Source organism: bacterium, assembly GCA_016708315.1.
GTDB lineage: Bacteria > Zixibacteria > MSB-5A5 > CAIYYT01 > CAIYYT01 > JADJGC01.
The window spans coordinates 105,771-122,108 of the sequence record JADJGC010000006.1; the positions used below are offsets into that span (position 1 = coordinate 105,771).

Sequence of the window (16,338 nt, forward strand, 5' to 3'; positions counted from 1 at the left end):
TCAAGGGGAAACAAGTCCGGCTTTGACGCAAAGCGGCCGTCAAATGGTGACAACGTCTGAACGTCGCACCCAACCCTTCAATTGATTGGCAAACAACGCCAGATAGTAGTCCGGACGGCTTTCGAGAATTGTGAACATTAACCCCTCATGCGCTTCAAACTGCAATTCAAACTCATCCCCAGGTCCCGACATGATTTCCGTTTGTTCGACCGTGACAACCCCTTCTTGGATCAGATAATTGTTCTGCAACACCCACACCATCGCCACAGCACAAATCACTGCGACCAGCACCAGCGATACCACACTGGTCGACCCGATACTCACCTTCCCCATCCGTTTGAGCGTTAACAATCCGAACAAAACCGCAATCGCAAGGAGCGAAATCAAGAAGTACTGATTCGGTGAGAGAACGTTAAGCACCCTCCCGATCTGCGTCTGAAACGACGCACCCTCCTGGTCAATCTTGTCAACCGTGTAGAGCCGGGCAAACTCCAAATTCGCCTTGATATCGGCATCTTCTGGATTCAACCGCTCAGCCCGCCGGAAATTGGCTATCGCTAGACCGATTCGACCCGCTTTGTAGTACGCACATCCTGCATTGTAAAAAAGCTGAGGCGAAGAGTACCCTTTATCGATGATCGCTTGGAATGCCGTCGATGATTCAACAAACTTCCCCTGGTCATACAAGCTTATCGCAGCACGAAAGTCGTCATCCGCACCGGCAAACAACGTCACCGGCACGAGCATAATCAAGGCAATCCACAAGAATCGCTTCAACGCGTCTTCTCCAGATCAATAATCAACTGCCGTGCATCATCAAGCAACTTCTGCATCTGCGCTGTCTCAGAACCTCCCGGGGCGAATCTGCCAAAATCGCACTGTTGCAGCAACTCAAGCATCTTTGCGACAAGAACATCGCTTTGTTTGCCCGCCGCAAATGCTTTGATACTATCCGCCGTCAGTCCGTAAGCCGGCAAGTTGTAGCGGTCGGCAAAATACTCTATCAGTGAGCGATTGATCTCGGTGTAGAACCCATCGGCGTCATTTGCAATTAGGCTCGACTTGGCACGTGCCAGCCTGCCTTCTGCCATTTTGCGCGCCTGCTTCAGCCGCCGGAAGCCGTGATCGGTTTCCAACCTCTCTTTGCGTCGCTGCGTCTGCAGAATCGCCACATAGCCGATAATCGGAATCAAATACAATGCGAGAAAGAACGGGCTCATCGCCAGCGGCTGACTGCGGCGTGTATTCAAATCACCAACATCCGACTTCAAATAGCGAATGTCCTTCGCCGCAAGATCGATGCGATTGGTCTGAAGATTCTGCACCTGCGAAGCAAACCTATCTTGCGATGGCGTCGCTTCAATCTGAATCGCATCCGTCGTAATAGTCTTGTAACTGCGAGCCTTTGGATCAAAGTACGAGAAACTTAGCGACGGGATCGTATAAGTGCCGGCGCGCTTCGGGATAAACACTTGCTCATAGATCTTGCTGCCGCCCAACACATAGTCCATTCGTTCGATATTTTCAGAATCACCCGCCTGATAACTGCGGAAATCGGGCATGTCTGGAATCGATGGCATTCCAACAGTCTTAATATTGCCAACTCCGGAAATCTTCACCGTCATCGTAATCGGCTCATTTACCGGCACGGTTCGCCTGTCGACGCTCGCTGTCATCGTGAATTGGCCCACCGCACCGCCGAAATCAACGGGCTTGCCTTGAGTCGGCAATGGCAGGGCAACAACAGCAATCGGATCAGAAGTCAGTTTAACGCTCTTCGTTTCGCCAAAAACACCAAAATTGTTGAAGATCGAAAACGGATCGCGATTTCGTGCCCGTTCCTGAACCAAACAAGTTAGACTCGCCTGCCCAATCGATTGAATTCCCGGAGCCGTCGGGAAGAGTCCGCTCTTGATCTCGGTCACCCGGTAGTCGCGTCCATTGACAGTCTGATAAATTGACCGCTGCGGCCCCAAGTCCTCGACCCAAAACCCCGTCTTCTGGGGTGGGACATAGTCAGTACCCTGCAGCAGTTCAATCCCCTGAAAGAACTTGAATGTCAGTGTAATCTGCTCATTGACATACACAGTGTCCTTGTCGACAACAGTGCGGATAAACAGGTCATCCTTGGCTACACCGCTCTGCTGAGATTGTCCTTGTCGCCTTGTTGTCTGCGGATTTGTATTTCTGGTCTGCGGCGCACCGCCGGCACTTACCTGAACTGTCTGCGCTTGAGTCATGTAACGTTGGCCGTCAATATCAAGAGCAAACGCCGGTATCTCCAGCTTCCCTGACCGCTTGGGTGTCATCCGGAATACATAACGCTTGGTGTTTTGCGACTGACCATTCACCCACGTGAAGCTTTGGCTCGTTCCTGTCGAGTAGACCTCGAAATCCCCCAGCTTCGGCAACGCCACATTAGGCACCTTCGATACGTCGCCGCTGATTTCGACCGTGTACTCAAGCGATTCGTCTTGCGAGATCTGCTTGCGGTCGACTCGTGCGGTCACGGCTACGTCACTGGCAAGCACGATCGCATGCGCCAGAAGAACAACAAATATCCGAGTCAGTATTTTTCGCAAACTGCCAATCATCGCTTACCAGTCTTTTTTGCTATCGTAATTTCCGTACTTGACCTTAGTCCGGTTGATTTTCTTCTGCAAGTCCTTTTCGGCATTTCCGATCGCCTTCAGAATACGATCTGCGTCTTCCTTGCTCATCTTTTCATCCTGCCCCTTGCCCTCTTGCTGCTCAGTTTGGCCCTCACTGCCCTGCTGCTGCTGCCCCTGGTCTTTTTTATCCTGCTCCCCTTCGCCTTGCTGCTGCTGTTGTTGCTGCTGCTTGTCTTCGCCATTCTCGCCTTGCTGGCCCTGTTGCTGCTGTTGCTGTTGATCCTGCTCGCTTTCGCCCTGATCATCCTGCTTTTGCTGATCGTCGCCCTGCTGCTGTTGTTGCTGGTCTTGCTCTTCTTGCTTCTCCTGGTCTTGCTGCTGCTGGTCCTGCTTTTCATTCTGCTGATTTTGTGCCTGTTCTTTCAACTTCTTGCGCGACAATTCCAGATTGTACTTCGCATCGACATCATCCGGTTTCAGCTCAAGACACTTCTGATAGGCGTTGATCGCCTCCGCATACTTCTCGTTACGGAAGAAGCTTGACCCCAAGTTATAGTATGCATCCGCCTGAAATGCCGGGTCGTCAGTCAGAAGCGCCTTCGAGTAACGCTTAACTGCATCCTCGTACTTCGCCTGGTCGAATAGTGCCGTTCCAATATTGTATTCTAATACCGGCTCCTGCGGTTTCTCTATTTCCGCTTCTTGATAGTATTTCAGCGCCTGCTCAATATCACGCTTCGAATAGGCTTCGTTCCCCTTCTTGTTCAACTTCCGGTAGTCCGCCAACACGCTCGTGCTCACGCAGGTTATCAGGATGAAAATCAGTACTCTACGCATTGGAACCATTCTCCTTCTTGCGGCGCCGCCGCTCTGACAACAAAGCTTCTCCCGCCAGGAATACGATGGCGAACGGCAAAATATACTGATAGCGGTCCTCATACTGAGTCAACAGCATATCAGACAGCTCTTTCTTCTCCATCTTCGAAATCTCTTCATATATCATGTCCAGCGCGATCTCGCCCTGTGATGCATGATAATAGCGCCCATCCGTCTCAGCGGCGCACTTTTGCAGCGTAATCTCATCGAGCCGCGTCATGATCAATTCGCCGCCCTGATCCTTCTTGTATCCGACCATTTCACCGCGAACATTGCGGATCGGAATCGGTTCGCCTTCGGGTCTGCCAATTCCAATTGTGTAGATATTGACGCCGGCAATTTTCGCTTCATTTATCGCCGCATCGATCCCTTCGCCAAAATCTTCTCCGTCAGTGATAACGATCATCACCTTATTCTTGCGTTCCTTAATCACGAAGGCCGCGGTCGCCACCGAAATCGCCTCAGCAATATTCGTTCCCGGATTGGGTATCAAGTCTACGTCAAGAACATCTACAAACATCTGTGCCGCCGAGTAGTCGAGAGTCAGCGGACATTGCACAAACGCGCTGCCGGCAAAAGCCACCAGTCCGATTCGGTCGCCCTGCATTCGTGCAAGCAATCCGCGGACCTCTTGTTTTGCGCGTTCAATGCGATTCGGTTTCATATCCTCTGCCAACATCGAAGCTGAGCAGTCTACCACGATCATCACGTCCTGCCCCTCGCGCTTCAACATCTCCATGTGCGTGCCGAACTGTGGCCGCGCCAGACAAAAGACCAGGAAAATCATTGCGAGGAAAATGAACGCCGTCTTGTAGCGGCGCTTCAAAGGCGAATAGTTCTGGATTAGCCCGGCAAGCAACGACCGGTCGGCAAATGACTCCAATTGCCGTTTCTTGCGGCGAGACACCTGCCACATGAACAACGCCAGTGCCGCTATGACAAGGAATCCGTACAGATACTCCGGAGCCGCAAATCTCATCTAACTGCCTCGACCATATTAGTTATACCCGCCATAAACCTTCTGTGTTTACGGCAACCTCCTGAAAATGGTTTCTCTCAATACCAGTTCCAGAAGCAGCGCTATTGCCGCCGCAATCAGGAAGTACGGAAAGAACTGGTCAAACTGAAGGTACTCTTTAATCTTGAACTTCGTCTTTTCCAGCTCGGAAATCTGCTGATAAATGTCCCTCAGCATGTTCTCGGATTTGGCGCGGAAATACCTGCCGCCGGTTAGTTCGGATACCTGCGTCATAAGTTCTTCATCGATTTCATTTTCTAACTGAACATATCGCCGGCCAAACATCGGATCATCCACCGGATACAGCGCTTTGCCCAACTTGCCGGCACCTATTGTGTACACGCGAATTCCCAGAGTCTTGGCGATTTGTGCCGCCGTCAGGGGATCAATCTCACCCGCGTTGTTTATACCATCAGTCAACAAGATAATAATCCGCGACTTCGCATCTGACGACCGAAGCCGGTTGACGGCGTTGGCTAACCCCATCCCGATCGCCGTTCCATCCTCGATCATGCCAAAATCAACTTGTTCGAGGAAGTTCAGCAGGACGCTATAATCCATCGTCAACGGACACTGAGTAAACGACTGCCGCGAAAACACCACCAGCCCGATTCGATCGCTCTGCCGCCCTTGCACAAATTCCTTGATCACTTCCTTGGCGGCAACCAGTCGGTTTTGCGGCTTAAAATCTTCAGCCTTCATACTGCCGGAAACGTCAAGTGCCAGCATGATGTCGATGCCCTCCGACGAAACCTCCGTCGTCTTCTTCCCAGCCTGCGGACGCGCCATCGCAATGATTAGCAATACCAGAGCCAGCAGTCTCAGTGCATACAGTATCTTTCGATTCTTGACCCGGCGGCTTCGTCGTACATTGCGCAGAAGCGAAATATCGGAGAATTTGATCGCCGCTTCGCGACGACGGCGAAACATGAAGTATGCCACCAACGGCACCGCCAGGAGCAGCCACAGGAACATCGGATTGGCGAATTGTATCATTCTTGCGCCCCTCCCTTTGCCGAGGAATATGGCAATGAGCGGGTCTGCAATACGAATTCGCGCGCTACTCCAAAATGCCGGTCAATGTCTTCATTTGATGGATCATACTTGGCAAATTTGACCAGATCGCATTCGTCCAGGAAGCGATTGATGACTTCTTCTTCTCGTTTGTCCAGTGCAAGTCCGCGGAACTCCGTGATGATCTCATACGTTGTCCGCTCCAGCGCCGATATACCGTAACGCCGTTCGAGATATGCGCGGAAAATTTCCGACAACCGCAAGTAGTATTCCTTGTATTCGCCTCTCGCCACCAAATCTGATGCCCGCAGCGCATCCAACTCCGCCAACGCAATTTCCCATGGCAATCGCTCATCAACCGGCTCCTTGCCCAGATCAATTGGCTTGCTGGCACGGCGATACAGATACCAGAACACCAGAATCCCCACCACAATAGCGATAGCAGCCGCAATCATCCAAATCGGAATCCGGCTCTCAAATTCCCTCGGACCGCGCAACGGCTTGATATCTTCCCCCTCTTCGCCGGTCAGAAGCGAATTCACCTTTATCGCAATCGCATCGGTTGTAACCGATTTCAGCTCGCCCGTTGCCGTCGAGTATTTGATCGTAATCGGTGGAATCTGATAATCACCCGTTGTGAATGTCGTAATATTAAACGACTCGGTCGAAACCTTCATTTCGTTGCTAATCTCGGTCGAACGCGGAGTATAGTCTTTCACCTCAAACATGCCGAGATTCGTGCCGACGACCAGCGAATCGACTATCAGCGAAGTGTCCGCCGAAATCTTCACGGTATATTTTATGATATCGCCGATGGTCACCGACTGTCTGTCGACATTCGATTCAACCGAAATCCGCTCCTGCGCCAAAACCGGAGCCGCAAGTGCGAACATCAGCAACAGAATCCAACTACAGCGCTTCATTGGCCCTCTTATAGATGAAGGTCTGATCGTGTTGATCGATTAACCGATAGTGTGCCGCCAATGCGCCTTCCCATTCGGGGTATACCTTGTAGTCAATTATCACCAGATGCGGCCTCTGCGCCGACAGCGCCGAAACAATTGCGGAATTCGTCAGCAGGTGATGATCGTTGTATTCTGTTTCTGTCAATTCGAGTGGAAAATGAAATCCCACATGCTCCGAGCCGGTCAATTGCGGCCTCTGCGACAACGCGCTATATCCCGCCCACTCCGATAGCAAACTGTCTGAAGTCGTCGAGTTGTTTTTGATAGCTTCGACAACGCTCTCCAATTGCGGCCATTCAAAACGATGATCCTGCTCGCGCGGTGCAACAATGAACAGATACGCGAATGGCACAATGCCGACAAGATACAACACTGCTGCCGACCGCAGCATCGGCTTGAGACGCTCATGATGAAGTACAAACTTTGCACACGGCAGAGCCAGCAAGATCAAGTAAGGTGTCGCCTGCTGAAAGTATTGCATATGCACCGGCGTCGGGATCAAGTAGACTATTGTGATCACCGCAGCAAACATCGCCGCCGGCTTCTGAGTCATCATCCGGGCCACATGCCCGTACTTGATGAGCAGGTATGATGCCAAAGCCGCTCCCAGAAGCAGAATCGTTTGCGGCAACGCCAGAAACTTCCCGAATACCGTCGCCTTGTGTAGCAACAGCGCCGAAAACGGTTCAATCGGTTCGCGCTGAAGGTGAAATCCCAGATTATTGAACAAGAACTCATTTGGCGCTGACACGAACAAATAAATCGCCGGCAGCGTTGGAATGAGAATCCCCAATAACGCATACTTGAGCGCCTGAGCATTCCCTACCTTTGCGCGGCGTGCCGACAGCACCAGTGCGTAGATATAGATTGGCAGCAACAGCAGAAATATCGATCGGAAATTTATCGCTACTCCCAGCATCAACCACGATAGCAAGATCGCCTTGCCGTCTAACCTTTCGTCATTGCCGCTCTTGAGCAGGTAGAGAAACGATATCAACAACGCGAGATCGACGAACGCGTATGGCTTAAATGTCGAGTGCCACGTTAGGAACAAGCCGCAAAACGCCATCAAGAATGCCGCCACTAACGCTGTCGCGTCGTTTCCGTTCTCGCGTCTCACTAGCCGATACATCACCACCGTGCTGACAACTCCCGCCAATGCAGCCAATACTCGCAGCAGGAGCAGCGAATTCAGCCCCAGTTCGAAAGTCCGAAAAATGTCAGTGGCAATAGTGGTGCCTGCGGAAAGAAGAAATCCACATACGGCATCATCCCATCGGCGACACGTTGAGCTGCCGCCAAATAGAATCCCTCGTCGGCATCGACGGTGCGATAGTAAACAAATACCAGCGCTGCCGCCAATTGCAGCGCCAATATCAATATCAAGCGCTTGTCGAGAGTCTTGATCGACACTCTAACGGTACCTCCGCTCGCGCTTCTTGAAGAACGAAGTCAGCGGTACGAAGTAATCGCGCCCGGTAGTCAATTGCACAAAATCTATTCTCATCCGGCTGAATGCCTTCTCCAGTTCAGTACTCAAATCTTCTGCCTGCATTCCATATTGCCGACGGAAATACGAATCCGATGTATCTACCGAAATAATCTCCCCCGTCTCGGCATCCTCAAAATCGATCAGACCGAAATTTTCCATCTTCGCTTCGCGCTCGTCGCCGATCTTGATCGCCACCACATCGTGTTTGCGATTGGCGATCACCAAATCCGAGGCATACCCTGAACTCAAAAAGTCGCTCACCAGGAACACAACTGACTTGCGCTTAATCACGCGGTTGAGATACTCCAGCGCCTTGCTGATATTGGTTGATCGCCCCACCGGCTTGAAATACAAAATCTCCCGAATCAATCGCAGTACATGCCCGCGACCTTTGCGCGGCGCAATGAACTTCTCGACTTCGTCAGTGAAGATGATCATTCCCACTTTATCATTATTGCGAATCGCCGAAAACGCCAACAGGCCGCAAATCTCCGCAGCCATCTCTTCCTTGAGCTGGCTGCGGGTGCCGAACTGGCCGGATGACGAAGCATCCACCAGCAGCATGACAGACAACTCGCGCTCTTCGCGAAACTTCTTGATAAACGGCACTCCGGTGCGCGCCGTGACGTTCCAGTCGATCAGGCGTACATCATCCCCCGGCTGGTACTCGCGTACCTCCTCGAATTCCATGCCTTGTCCGCGGAAACTCGAGTGATATTCGCCCGCAAAGACATCATTCACCAATTTCTTGGTGGTGATCTCAATGCGCCGGATTCTTCTCAGGACTTCTGCTGGAAGCACGGCCTACGGTACCTCAACCTCGTTGAAGATCTTCGTGATGATTGCCTCGCTGTCAACCTCTTCCGCTTCAGCTTCGTAGGTCACAATGACGCGATGGCGCAGCACTTCCATGCCGATCGACTTGACATCATCCGGCGTGATATAACCGCGGCCCTTCATGTACGCATGTGCCTTCGAGGCCAGCGTCAAATTGATGGTCGCGCGCGGCGAAGCGCCGTATTCAATCAAGCCCTTCAAATTGAGATTGAACGCTTCGGGATTACGTGTGGCAAAGACGATATTGACTATGTATTCCTTAACCTTGTCGTCGACATAAATCCGGTTTAGCACTTCCCGCGCCCTGACTATATCCGCAGGCGTGATCACCGGCTTGGTCTCGAACGTCGTCCCAACCGTCATTCGATTGAGAATCTCAAGCTCTTCCGCCTTGCTCGGATAGGTTACCTTCAGCTTGAACATAAATCGGTCGACCTGCGCTTCCGGCAGCGGGTAGGTGCCTTCCTGCTCGATCGGATTCTGTGTCGCCATCACCAAGAACGGTTTCGGCAGTGCATGTGTCGTCTCGGCGATTGTCACCTGACGTTCCTGCATCGCTTCCAGCAACGCCGACTGCACCTTGGCGGGTGCGCGGTTGATTTCGTCCGCCAGAATCATGTTCGCAAAAATCGGCCCCTTCTTGACAGTGAACTTGCCGTCGTTCTGCGAATAGATCATCGTTCCAATCAAGTCCGCCGGCAGCAAGTCGGGTGTAAATTGAAGTCTCCGGAAATCCGCCTGAATCGCCTGGCACAGCGTTTTGATCGCCATCGTTTTCGCCAGACCGGGCACGCCTTCGACAAGAATATGACCGTCGGCAAGCAGCGCCATGATCATCCTGTCTACCAGATACTCCTGCCCGACAATTACCTTGCCGATCTCCGCCTTGAGCCGCAAAACGAAATCGAAACTGCGCTCAACTTCAGCCTGAATTTGTCTAATATCCTGATCCACCGATATATCTCCCTAAACTATTGATTCATTTCGACCAAATTGTACGAGATCATTTCAAAATCAGTTCCAGCAATTTTGTCGCGTTGCTCACCGCCGCGCGCCCGCTCTGGACATCCACCTTGCCGCTGGAAAACTTCACCTCTTCACAAAACGCAAACAGCTCCTTGCAGTGGCTGCGAATCTCCTTTTCGATTCCCCGCTCTTCCATCCACCGCAATATGTCTGTCGTAGTATACCCCGTCAGCCTCGCTTCGTTCGCTTTCTCAAGCAATCCGACCACAAACTTGCTCGCTTGCGAGGAAAATTCACGGTAATCCTCTCTCTCGGCCAACCGTTTGATCTCGGCAAACTTCGCCTGCGCCTCTGCCTTCCAGTCAGCTTCAACAATCACCGGAGCTTTTGTCCTGCGACGACGGAAAAGCAGCGCCGCAATTATCGCGGTGCCTATTGCGGCAGTGATGAAAATCGGAGCCAAACTCACCCGCGAGTCCTTGCTTGGCCGCGGCTGTGCGACATTCACAACTATCGGGTCCGAAGTCAGCGTATCCACACCTACCGCGCTCTTGAATTCCACCTTATATGACGGAATCGTCACTTCGCCGCTCCGTGCAGGCTTGAGGTTGTACGTGTATCGCCTTACCGTCAACTCGCCAACCTTCTCGACACTGCTGCCCGACCCGCCGACACGAAATCCAATCATCTCCGGCGGCGGCACCGGTGTCGTTGTAACTGACGGATCACCCACACTCACTTCCAAGGTCAATACAAACTCGTCTTCAAAGGCCGCTTGCACCTTGTCAACATGCGCCTTAAACCCGATTTGCGCCGAAGCAACTCCTGCCAGGCACAACACAATTACCCATGTTTTCAGTATCATGTACATAACTTACGGAATTATAACGGTTAAGCTCGCCCTGGTTTCAGTTTTTAACATTAATTAACGCCGGCAAGCAGCAGCGCCATCAAAGCCGGCAACATTATCACTTTTAGCGCCATCGAGGTCTGCCCTGCTCCCTCTTCAGCGCCCTTCCTCATATAAATAATAAAAATTAATGCCAGTGGCAAATTCACTCCTACACTAATTGCGACCAAATAGCTCCTTGAAAGCTCCAACACCCAATATCCGCTATAACTCGTCGCAATCAGCACACCAAATAGCGCTATCGCCGCCACCCTTGCCCGATTCGGTCCCCATTTCAAGGGCACCGTCGACCGCTTAATCGCCTTGTCTCCCGACATATCCTCGATGTCTTTTACAATCTCCCGTCCAAGATGATAGAGAAAGGTCAATATGGCGGACAATATCAATAGCTCGACCGCCTTGCCTTCGACCTCGCATCCCAGCGCTCCCAGATAAAACACCGAAGCGCACAGCACTGCCACCAGCACATTCCCGACAATTAGCCAGGAAGAAATCGCCGCCGCATACAGATACAGCGCCGATGCTACAGAGAGATAGTACAGAGCACATATCGGATTCGCTCCGAACAAGAATACCTTCCCTGCAATCAAGAAGAACACCGCAACTACCCACGCATTCTTGACCGACAACACTCCCGAGGGAATTGCTCGTTTCGGGCGATTTATCAGATCTGCCCTCAAATCGAAGATGTCGTTTATCGCATAGCCGAACGACACGAGGAAGAATATCAACCCAGATTCCCGCCACGGAAAAGTCAACTCCCCGCAAGCTATCGACGCCGCCGGCACGACCGAAAGTGCCGCTACCAGCCCGTTAACCGGCCGAATCAGCTTTATGGCGGCTATCAGCTTCTTCATATCCCCGTCTCAAATCCGAAATGCACCAGCATCGCGTCGAGCTGCTTCTCCTCGCCAAGCGAAAAATCGAGCCGGAATCGACCCATCGTCGTTTCCAACTCCATCCCCAACCCGAAACCTGTCAACCGCTGTGTTCCAGCCTCTGTTTCGACAACAGCATTATCGCAGAAGATTCGGGCAAGAAAATTACTCTCAAAGAGATACCGCAATTCAGTGGCCGAGACAACACCGATATCGACCAAGAAGCTCCGCTCCCGGTACCCGCGCAGACTTGCCGCTCCGCCAATTTCCATCAACTGCTCCGTCGGAATCGGATCAAAATCCGATCTGATCTGAAACGGCATCAGTCGCTGATACACAATCCACCTTCTTCCCAACGGCTGCCAAAGCTCCCCTTTCGCCTTGATAGTAGTCGAGTATCCGGTGCTGATATCATTGCCGCTGTCAAACGACTTTCGATAGAGCGAACCGAATTCGGTCGTCACCGCCACTCCCTTACGCGTTGACCTGAGTCGATCCCGCTTCTGAAACGCCGTTTTCAGCGTTACTCCGGCGATTCGCGCCGAGGGCGAATCCCTTCCCTCGTCCGGCGTAATCTTCTCCCAGGAAATTGTCGAACCAATCTGCCATTGCTCGCTGAGATGATACATCGCACCTGCTTGAATCTTCGCCGACACATACGCCGAATCTCGATCACTCTGTGCGACATCGAATTTCAAGTCCACGGGATATCCTCCCGCAAACGGGAGTTCCACACCTATCCCCAACTCGCGCGAGTTCTTGTTTTGCCGCGACCAATGCAGCCCAACTCGCTCCCCAGTACCGAAAATGTTGAGCAGATCCAAATCACCACTGCCGCCAATCGTATTGTCAGAATTCAGATAGAACAACCCGTCCACCGTGAGATTTCGTTCATCCCGCATTGCAAATACGACGTCCGCGGAGTTTGTGCGCGTATTGTGCGCCACTACCGGCGCCGAAATCGCCCTCGTGAAATTCAACATCGTCAACGCCCGCTCCGATTGACGCAGCTGCGACTCGCGGTAGGACTTGCCTTCTTCCAGCTTCAGCCTGTCACGCAATCTTTCCTTCTTCGTTGATACCAGGCCCGTGAATTCAACTCTGCCAAACGTTGCCCGTGGTCCGGTGACAACGGTATATTCGATTTTGATTTCATCGCCCCAGACGTCTGCCCGCTTTATCTCTGCTTGGCAGAACGGATATCCCGCCTCGGCGTAGGCATCGACGACACGCTTCGACAACTCCTCGATCTTCGCGGTTGTCACCGGGCTATTGTCATTTAACGATTGCCGCTGTACCACAATACTCGTATCGATTCCGCCGAGAATCACATCTGAAACTCGATATCGTTTCCCTTCAACAATCGTGACTGTCGTGTCATTTCCTGCATCGATCTCTGCCGTCGCCGCGAAATATCCAGCCGCAAAGTACGATTCGAGCACTTGTCGCTGGTATTCCTCAAGCGAACCGGCCGTTCTCAGCTCCTTGCGCAGCTCTTCCGATCGAAAGAGCCGATTCCCCGCAATATGCACTTCTCCCAGCGCACAACCGGCAATCAACAGCAATATCAACAATACCTTGATCATTGAAATGTCGAGGTTAACTCGCTCCTTAAGAAATACCGGTTTTCATCATGCTCGCGAAATTCCGCCTGCCCGATAATCTTGAAACTGAATGTATCCGAAATCCCGATATCAATTCTAATTTTCCCTCCCCAATGCGTCCCTGTTGGAAATCCTTCCGCCATCTGCAGAAACAAACTTCGATCCGCGTACTCGCTGACATTCAACACGAACGGCGACAACTCAACGCGGCCCCTTGTCGACAAGCTGTAATTCACACCCGGTGCCACTCGCACGCTATACGCCAGCAAATCCAGCGAGTCCGCATGTTCTCGCGCGATACTCGATGACACCGTCCACTCCCACGCTCCGCTGAAATGCGAGGCCGTCAGCTCAATCCGTTTCTCCCGCAGATTCAGTCTCAGCCTGTTGTACTCGGCAATCGCGCGCTCTCGATTCACCAATCCCAACTGCAGATTGTCGCGCTCAGCAATGCTCTTGCTGAATGATAGCCGCACTTCATCAGATTTGCGCTTGATCGGCGCGGTCACTTCTAATCGGTTCTCATCACGGCGTATCGTGTAAGATAACTCCGTTCGCAACCCGGCGCTCCATTCATATCTTTTCAGTCGATAGTCGAAGTATCTCTGTGATACCCTTGTATCACCTTCAAAATATCGCGTCGGCGGAAGCAGCCACTCTGCTGTAAAATCACTCTCTGGCGTACCGATTTCGCGCAAGCTTACTTCGTAACGAAACGACGTCCCGCGCGTCAATACATTCGCCGCCCATTTCGCGAACTCAAATTCTGCCTGAATTCGTTTCTCTGCATCAATATTCTGCGATACATCCCCCACTTGCTCAGTCACTAATATGTAATCCCCGCGCGTCTGAGCGACATACACCGAGTCAATCAGGACATAGTCGCCCTCGCCCGCATCAACCTTGAGATAGGTCTGATTCGTCTGCGAATACCCGCGTCGATTCAGTCGATAATTCGCAGTCAGCGCCGTTCCGGGAATCAGCGAGGGCCACGCCAGTGACAACGACCCTGTCTGATAATCTTCCTTAACCCCGCCTTGCGTATACCGATTGACATTCACATTCGCATCGACCTTGTTCCCGCTGCCGATTACTCGACTCATCGAAGCTACCATACTACGCTTGCTATCAATCAACTTCCAGCCTGCGTCATCCTCAAACCAGTTCTCTCGCAGTCTCCCGCCCAAACTCACGCCGCCATAGCCGATCGTCGATTCAATTTCTCGTTTGCTGTCCGTTCGTTGACTGCTGTCGCTCTCAAGTCCGCGTTGATCATACTCACCCCTGACAACAACTCTCACCGGCAGGAAGTCTGTCTGCAATTCCGGCCGCAAATCAAGCAGCGTCCGTGAATTCCCGCGCTCTTCTGACGACGCAAGATTGACCTTCATCCTAAGCTGCGAGTGCTTTACGCCCTTGATTTCTGTCTCGAAGTTGAGTCTCCGAGCCGTCAGTCCGGTCTCTTCATCGCTGAATCCCGTTGATACCTTCCCGGAAAATTGATCGCTTGGCCTCAAAATCAATCCACCCAAAATCCGCTTACGCCCGCTGTTTTCAGTCGTTTCCCGTTGCCACAGATACTGATCTTCTATTGCATCCAGTCGCGCGATCTGCGGAAATCCATCAGGAACAATCTCCGCGCTCGCATCAGCCTCAACTTTTCCCGCCGGCTTCCTGTACCTCAACCCAACCAGTCCCGCAACACTGCCGTTGTCTCCGTCATCCTTGTTCGAAAATCGATTTCGATCGTAGTTGGACAGCACCGACTCGACATTAACTCGCAGTCCCGGTGCCAACGAAGCTTCCCCCGCCACCGCAGTCAGATGCACCGTCTCCGGCATCGGCAATTGCTTAAGCGGCAGAAACCGTCCTGCACCCTTGCCGACATACTGGTACCACCCATTGCCGAGATACGTATAGTCGCCGACTTCAAACTCCGAGAAGCTCACCACATAGTCGCCCAGACCTTCGCCGATGTATGAATAGACCGCCTCCCCGCTCGTGTCCGTCTCAGCCACATAGCTTCCCAGACCTGTGCCGACGAACTTGGCACCGGATATTATCGTCGAGTCGCTGTTGTCCCCTGCCCTTTCCAAAACGTCGATTTCATCTTCCGACAAACTAAAATCCAGAGGATCATTGCGCGCACTTAAAAAACCGCTGTACCCAATAGTTACGCTCCTGCTCGAGTCCGCCGAAGTGAACTTATTACTTGCCGTTAACAGCGTCTTGCGATACTCCAACCGCTGAAACTCGTATTCAACACGCACCCGGTCGTCGGCATCAATGACCCGCCTCCCGGTGAAATACAGTTCACCTTGCAGGTAATCGAGATAATAATCCTGGTCGCGTCCGCGCTGAAGTTTTTCTCCATTCAACCACAGCACATCCGAATTCTCAACTACGGCGATACCCTGCTCGCCGTTGCGCCCCGGTAGCCGGTATGGCCCATAGTTGCCGTCGCGTGTGACAAATTCATGCTCTCCATAGTTGCCCAGCGGTACCGCAACTGCAAACTCCGTCCGGCTCGTCGGCAGTGTGTAAGCTAGTTGCAATCCCTGCACGCTCCGCTGATAAGCGATCAGCGAGAACTGCGTCTGTTGCTGCTGGAAATTTCCGAACACACTTCGAAATTTCGGCGACTCCACCTCAAGATAGATATTCTCCAACTCCGAGAATCTTCTCGTCACCAGCCGATTGTCTCGCAATCCTCGATCGGAAAAACTCCCCCTTACCGAAACATCATGCCCCAGATCCCCCGTCACCGTCATCGTCAAACCCTGCGCCAGTGTCGTCCGCCCGCGATCCGAAACATCCGCATAGAAGCTCTTGCTTCCTGCCACTTTGAGATTCGACTTGGCAGCGCCAATTCCTCGGACAGTATCCGCTTTCGGTTCCGGTACGCTTGCCAGTTGCGTGGTGGTCAAATATGGCCGCAGGCTGAACGGATTAGACGAAAGGCGATGATCCAATCTCGTTACAACCATCACCGAATCGCACTTCTGCGCCGCTTCACCAAGACAGACTCGACTCGACAATGAGTCAACCTGGTCCGTCAGCGAAATTGTGTCTCCACGGCAATCGATAACAGCCACGAGCTCAGACGTCGAGACCAATCGCTCAAGACATCCGTTCGAATCAAGAGCGACATATCTGTGAATGAAAA

The 16,338-nt window shown here is 52.3% G+C and carries 14 protein-coding genes; all 14 read right to left on the reverse strand.

Features of this window, described 5'->3' with window-relative positions; all coding sequences use genetic code 11:
* Positions 1–39: 39 nt before the first annotated feature.
* Positions 40–777 (reverse strand): tetratricopeptide repeat protein, encoded by a 738-nt coding sequence (locus tag IPH59_07750; GenBank protein MBK7091598.1) that lies wholly within the window; start codon positions 775–777, stop codon positions 40–42.
* Positions 774–2,582 (reverse strand): protein BatD, encoded by a 1,809-nt coding sequence (locus tag IPH59_07755; protein ID MBK7091599.1) that lies wholly within the window; start codon positions 2,580–2,582, stop codon positions 774–776. Before IPH59_07755 ends, IPH59_07750 begins: the two co-directional genes overlap by 4 nt.
* A 15-nt stretch (positions 2,583–2,597) precedes the next feature.
* Entirely contained in the window at positions 2,598–3,449 is an 852-nt protein-coding gene (locus IPH59_07760; GenBank protein ID MBK7091600.1) for a tetratricopeptide repeat protein, read from the reverse strand.
* The gene (locus tag IPH59_07765) at positions 3,442–4,467 is read right to left on the reverse strand and encodes a VWA domain-containing protein (protein ID MBK7091601.1); all 1,026 of its coding nucleotides are present in this window, start codon (positions 4,465–4,467) and stop codon (positions 3,442–3,444) included. The genes IPH59_07760 and IPH59_07765 overlap by 8 nt, the downstream gene beginning before the upstream one ends.
* 48 nt (positions 4,468–4,515) lie before the next feature.
* Positions 4,516–5,502, reverse strand: a complete 987-nt coding sequence (locus IPH59_07770; protein MBK7091602.1) for a VWA domain-containing protein — start codon at positions 5,500–5,502, stop codon at positions 4,516–4,518.
* On the reverse strand, positions 5,499–6,443 hold the full coding sequence (locus tag IPH59_07775; protein ID MBK7091603.1) for a hypothetical protein: 945 nt from the start codon (positions 6,441–6,443) through the stop codon (positions 5,499–5,501). The genes IPH59_07770 and IPH59_07775 overlap by 4 nt, the downstream gene beginning before the upstream one ends.
* Positions 6,430–7,653, reverse strand: coding sequence for a glycosyltransferase family 39 protein (locus IPH59_07780; protein MBK7091604.1), 1,224 nt, complete (start codon positions 7,651–7,653; stop codon positions 6,430–6,432). The genes IPH59_07775 and IPH59_07780 overlap by 14 nt, the downstream gene beginning before the upstream one ends.
* Before the next feature lie 23 nt (positions 7,654–7,676).
* The gene (locus tag IPH59_07785) at positions 7,677–7,898 is read right to left on the reverse strand and encodes a hypothetical protein (GenBank protein MBK7091605.1); all 222 of its coding nucleotides are present in this window, start codon (positions 7,896–7,898) and stop codon (positions 7,677–7,679) included.
* 1 nt (position 7,899) lies between these two features.
* Positions 7,900–8,778, reverse strand: a complete 879-nt coding sequence (locus IPH59_07790) for a DUF58 domain-containing protein (GenBank protein MBK7091606.1) — start codon at positions 8,776–8,778, stop codon at positions 7,900–7,902.
* A gap of 3 nt (positions 8,779–8,781) precedes the next feature.
* Positions 8,782–9,651: an AAA family ATPase gene (locus IPH59_07795; GenBank protein ID MBK7091607.1), complete on the reverse strand. Its 870-nt coding sequence runs from the start codon at positions 9,649–9,651 to the stop codon at positions 8,782–8,784.
* 166 nt (positions 9,652–9,817) lie between these two features.
* The gene (locus IPH59_07800) at positions 9,818–10,645 is read right to left on the reverse strand and encodes a BatD family protein (protein MBK7091608.1); all 828 of its coding nucleotides are present in this window, start codon (positions 10,643–10,645) and stop codon (positions 9,818–9,820) included.
* Between the two features lie 56 nt (positions 10,646–10,701).
* On the reverse strand, positions 10,702–11,547 hold the full coding sequence (locus tag IPH59_07805) for a geranylgeranylglycerol-phosphate geranylgeranyltransferase (protein ID MBK7091609.1): 846 nt from the start codon (positions 11,545–11,547) through the stop codon (positions 10,702–10,704).
* Positions 11,544–13,154: a BamA/TamA family outer membrane protein gene (locus IPH59_07810; protein MBK7091610.1), complete on the reverse strand. Its 1,611-nt coding sequence runs from the start codon at positions 13,152–13,154 to the stop codon at positions 11,544–11,546. The genes IPH59_07805 and IPH59_07810 overlap by 4 nt, the downstream gene beginning before the upstream one ends.
* Positions 13,151–16,267 (reverse strand): hypothetical protein, encoded by a 3,117-nt coding sequence (locus IPH59_07815; GenBank protein MBK7091611.1) that lies wholly within the window; start codon positions 16,265–16,267, stop codon positions 13,151–13,153. Before IPH59_07815 ends, IPH59_07810 begins: the two co-directional genes overlap by 4 nt.
* Between the last annotated feature and the right edge of the window lie 71 nt (positions 16,268–16,338).

Bases quoted from the DNA above. Each gene is read 5' to 3' on its own strand.
- IPH59_07760 (MBK7091600.1), bottom strand. From the start codon at position 3,449: ATGCGTAGAGTACTGATTTTCATCCTGATAACCTGCGTGAGCACGAGC.
- IPH59_07765 (MBK7091601.1), bottom strand. From the start codon at position 4,467: ATGAGATTTGCGGCTCCGGAGTATCTGTACGGATTCCTTGTCATAGCG.
- IPH59_07770 (MBK7091602.1), bottom strand. From the start codon at position 5,502: ATGATACAATTCGCCAATCCGATGTTCCTGTGGCTGCTCCTGGCGGTG.
- IPH59_07775 (MBK7091603.1), bottom strand. From the start codon at position 6,443: ATGAAGCGCTGTAGTTGGATTCTGTTGCTGATGTTCGCACTTGCGGCT.
- IPH59_07795 (MBK7091607.1), bottom strand. From the start codon at position 9,651: ATGATCATGGCGCTGCTTGCCGACGGTCATATTCTTGTCGAAGGCGTG.
- IPH59_07800 (MBK7091608.1), bottom strand. From the start codon at position 10,645: ATGATACTGAAAACATGGGTAATTGTGTTGTGCCTGGCAGGAGTTGCT.
- IPH59_07805 (MBK7091609.1), bottom strand. From the start codon at position 11,547: ATGAAGAAGCTGATAGCCGCCATAAAGCTGATTCGGCCGGTTAACGGG.
- IPH59_07810 (MBK7091610.1), bottom strand. From the start codon at position 13,154: ATGATCAAGGTATTGTTGATATTGCTGTTGATTGCCGGTTGTGCGCTG.